1 rRNA gene is annotated in these 2,543 nt (G+C 54.5%); it reads left to right on the top strand.

What is annotated here, in order from left to right:
- A 23S ribosomal RNA gene (locus tag ACTL32_RS18845) occupies window positions 1-2,542 on the top strand; the annotation flags it as partial.
- Window position 2,543 lies beyond the last annotated feature (1 nt).

Raw genomic sequence — 2,543 nt, forward strand, 5'->3', positions numbered from 1 at the left:
CATCCCCTCCAGAGTGGATCCTGAGTACGGCGGAACACGTGAAATTCCGTCGGAATCCGGGAGGACCATCTCCCAAGGCTAAATACTCCCTAGTGACCGATAGTGAACCAGTACCGTGAGGGAAAGGTGAAAAGCACCCCGGAAGGGGAGTGAAATAGATCCTGAAACCGTGTGCCTACAACTAGTCAGAGCCCGTTCATGGGTGATGGCGTGCCTTTTGTAGAATGAACCGGCGAGTTACGATTGCATGCAAGGTTAAGCTGAGAAGGCGGAGCCGCAGCGAAAGCGAGTCTGAAGAGGGCGAATGAGTATGCAGTTGTAGACCCGAAACCAGGTGATCTACCCATGTCCAGGGTGAAGGTAAGGTAACACTTACTGGAGGCCCGAACCCACGCACGTTGAAAAGTGCGGGGATGAGGTGTGGGTAGCGGAGAAATTCCAATCGAACCTGGAGATAGCTGGTTCTCTCCGAAATAGCTTTAGGGCTAGCCTCAATTTTTTAGAATCCTGGAGGTAGAGCACTGTTTGGACGAGGGGCCCATCCCGGGTTACCGAATTCAGACAAACTCCGAATGCCAGTGATTTGTGATTGGGAGTCAGACTGCGAGTGATAAGATCCGTAGTCAAGAGGGAAACAGCCCAGACCACCAGCTAAGGTCCCCAAATATCCGTTAAGTGGAAAAGGATGTGGCGTTGCTTAGACAACCAGGATGTTGGCTTAGAAGCAGCCATCATTTAAAGAGTGCGTAATAGCTCACTGGTCGAGTGACACTGCGCCGAAAATGTACCGGGGCTAAACGGATTACCGAAGCTGTGGATGGACATCGTAGATGTCCGTGGTAGGAGAGCGTTCTAAGGGCGTTGAAGCTGGACCGGAAGGACTGGTGGAGCGCTTAGAAGTGAGAATGCCGGTATGAGTAACGAAAGACGGGTGAGAATCCCGTCCACCGAATGCCTAAGGTTTCCTGAGGAAGGCTCGTCCGCTCAGGGTCAGTCGGGACCTAAGTCGAGGCCGATAGGCGTAGACGATGGACAACAGGTTGATATTCCTGTACCACCTCCCCGCCGTTTGAGCAATGGGGGGACGCAGAAGGATAAGGCGAGCGCGCCGTTGGTTGTGCGCGTCCAAGCAGTGAGGCGGAAAATGAGGCAAATCCCATTTTCACATACGTTAAGCTGTGACGGCAAGGGGCATTGCGCCCCGGAGTCCCTGATTTCACACTGCCAAGAAAAGCCTCTAGCGAGGCGGGAGGTGCCCGTACCGCAAACCGACACAGGTAGGCGAGAAGAGAATTCTAAGGTGAGCGAGTGAACTCTCGTTAAGGAACTCGGCAAAATGACCCCGTAACTTCGGGAGAAGGGGTGCTCTGGTAGGGTGTATAGCCCGAGAGAGCCGCAGTGAATAGGCCCAGGCGACTGTTTAGCAAAAACACAGGTCTCTGCAAAACCGTAAGGTGACGTATAGGGGCTGACGCCTGCCCGGTGCTGGAAGGTTAAGGGGAGTGCTTAGCGCAAGCGAAGGTGCGAACTGAAGCCCCAGTAAACGGCGGCCGTAACTATAACGGTCCTAAGGTAGCGAAATTCCTTGTCGGGTAAGTTCCGACCCGCACGAAAGGCGTAACGATCTGGGCACTGTCTCAACGAGAGACTCGGTGAAATTATAGTACCTGTGAAGATGCAGGTTACCCGCGACAGGACGGAAAGACCCCGTGGAGCTTTACTGTAGCCTGATATTGAATTTTGGTGCAACTTGTACAGGATAGGTAGGAGCCAGAGATCCCGGAGCGCCAGCTTCGGAGGAGGCGTCGGTGGGATACTACCCTGGTTGTATTGAACTTCTAACCCACGCCCCTGATCGGGGCGGGAGACAGTGTCAGGCGGGCAGTTTGACTGGGGCGGTCGCCTCCTAAAGAGTAACGGAGGCGCCCAAAGGTTCCCTCAGAATGGTTGGAAATCATTCGCAGAGTGTAAAGGCACAAGGGAGCTTGACTGCGAGACGTACAGGTCGAGCAGGGTCGAAAGACGGGCTTAGTGATCCGGTGGTTCCGCATGGAAGGGCCATCGCTCAACGGATAAAAGCTACCCCGGGGATAACAGGCTTATCTCCCCCAAGAGTTCACATCGACGGGGAGGTTTGGCACCTCGATGTCGGCTCATCGCATCCTGGGGCTGTAGTCGGTCCCAAGGGTTGGGCTGTTCGCCCATTAAAGCGGTACGCGAGCTGGGTTCAGAACGTCGTGAGACAGTTCGGTCCCTATCCGTCGCGGGCGCAGGAAATTTGAGAGGAGCTGTCCTTAGTACGAGAGGACCGGGATGGACACACCGCTGGTGTACCAGTTGTTCCGCCAGGGGCATCGCTGGGTAGCTATGTGTGGCCGGGATAAGTGCTGAAAGCATCTAAGCACGAAGCCCCCCTCAAGATGAGATTTCCCATTGCGCAAGCAAGTAAGATCCCTCAAAGACGATGAGGTAGATAGGTTCGGAGTGGAAGCGCGGCGACGCGTGCAGCTGACGAATACTAATCGATCGAGGACTTAACCAAA

The organism is Planococcus sp. FY231025 (genome assembly GCF_052078085.1).
Taxonomy (GTDB): domain Bacteria; phylum Bacillota; class Bacilli; order Bacillales_A; family Planococcaceae; genus Planococcus.